The organism is Tepidimonas sp., from assembly GCF_046292505.1.
GTDB lineage: Bacteria > Pseudomonadota > Gammaproteobacteria > Burkholderiales > Burkholderiaceae_C > Tepidimonas.
In genome coordinates this window covers 1-1,090 of record NZ_JBKBQX010000114.1, presented here as the reverse complement: position 1 = coordinate 1,090, position 1,090 = coordinate 1, and the positions used below count along the sequence as shown (strand labels likewise).

General features: G+C 59.9%; 2 protein-coding genes. Both read right to left on the bottom strand.

All coding sequences use genetic code 11. The annotated features are described in order from the left end of the window. A partial coding sequence (locus ACK4TH_RS12085) for a hypothetical protein (protein ID WP_409626797.1) occupies positions 1–309 on the bottom strand: 309 nt, incomplete at its 3' end. Positions 310–311: 2 nt separating this feature from the next. Further along, positions 312–998, bottom strand: coding sequence for a DUF2800 domain-containing protein (locus ACK4TH_RS12080; protein WP_409626795.1), 687 nt, complete (start codon positions 996–998; stop codon positions 312–314). Positions 999–1,090: the final 92 nt, after the last annotated feature.

The following is a 1,090-nucleotide window of genomic DNA, read 5'->3' as shown; positions in this document are numbered from 1 at the left end:
GTCGCGGAATTTCTCGCCCAGCACGGCGTAGTACGCGTTGTACAGGTGCGTCATGTCAACGCCGGTCGACGGCGGCGGGAACAGGATCATGGTTCCGTACTTCGGTTCCTTGTTCTGGTCCTGCGCGTTCGCCATGCCGCGCGATGGCGTGAACAGATTGACAAACGCCAGCCGCACAGGGCCGGTCAGGATGTTGCCGTTCGGCTGACCCGTTTGTGGATCAATGACCGGCTGAATGGGGTTCATGGCCACGCATTGACGTATCCACGCGTCGCCCACCTTGCTGTTACGCATGATCGTGGTTGTCATCTCTATGTCCTATCTGCCTGTGGTATATTGACCACGCTAAACGCTGTCGTAGCCTGATTGACCGTAGGCCGGTCGTCAGTGAGGGGAACCAGCGTCGTATTCCCCGAACTCTCTTTAAGGGTCAAGAACGCCATAGCTTGCTTAGCGTCTTCGGCTGCTTTCTTGGCGTCCTTTTTGGACATGCGCGCCTTGTACGCCTTGACAACTAGGGCCTCTGCGTCCGTCACGCCTATCAGCTTGCGCGGCATGACCTTGTCCCAATCGGTAAGGCCAGTCAGTACCATTAGCTGCCCGGCGACGTGCGTAGGATCGCCGAACCATTTGCGTTTGGCCTGCGTGTTGACCAGCTTAAAGCCAGGTATGTTGTGACCGTGCCGCGCCAGTTCCAGGGCGTGGTCCTCACATGCGGACAGCCACGACTTGAGCAAGTCGGCCGATTGCAGCACGTAGGCCAGACGATCCAGCGGCAGGCTTTGCGGCGACGGCAGCTTGGCCGCCGTGACTTCGCGCACGCTGGCGAATGCCGTGCTGACAGTGGAAAGCGCGCGGGCTTCCAGCGCCGGACATGTCGTTTCGGCGTCGCACCAGCGGCACCATTCACCGGGCGTAAGAGGTGCGTCTGGTTTCTCACACGTTTCTACCTGCTCGTCAATGTAGACCAGATAGTCGAACAGTTCTGATACCGACATGTCGCGTTCGCGGAATCGTGGTCTTCCAGCGCACGACCACGGCCTGCGCCATGGTCCCCGGCCGCGATGTGTGGATGCACGAAGCGCTGGCG

What these genes read in the sequence shown, in the direction of transcription:
- ACK4TH_RS12080 (WP_409626795.1), bottom strand. Translation starts at nt 998, where the DNA reads ATGTCGGTATCAGAACTGTTCGACTATCTGGTCTACATTGACGAGCAG.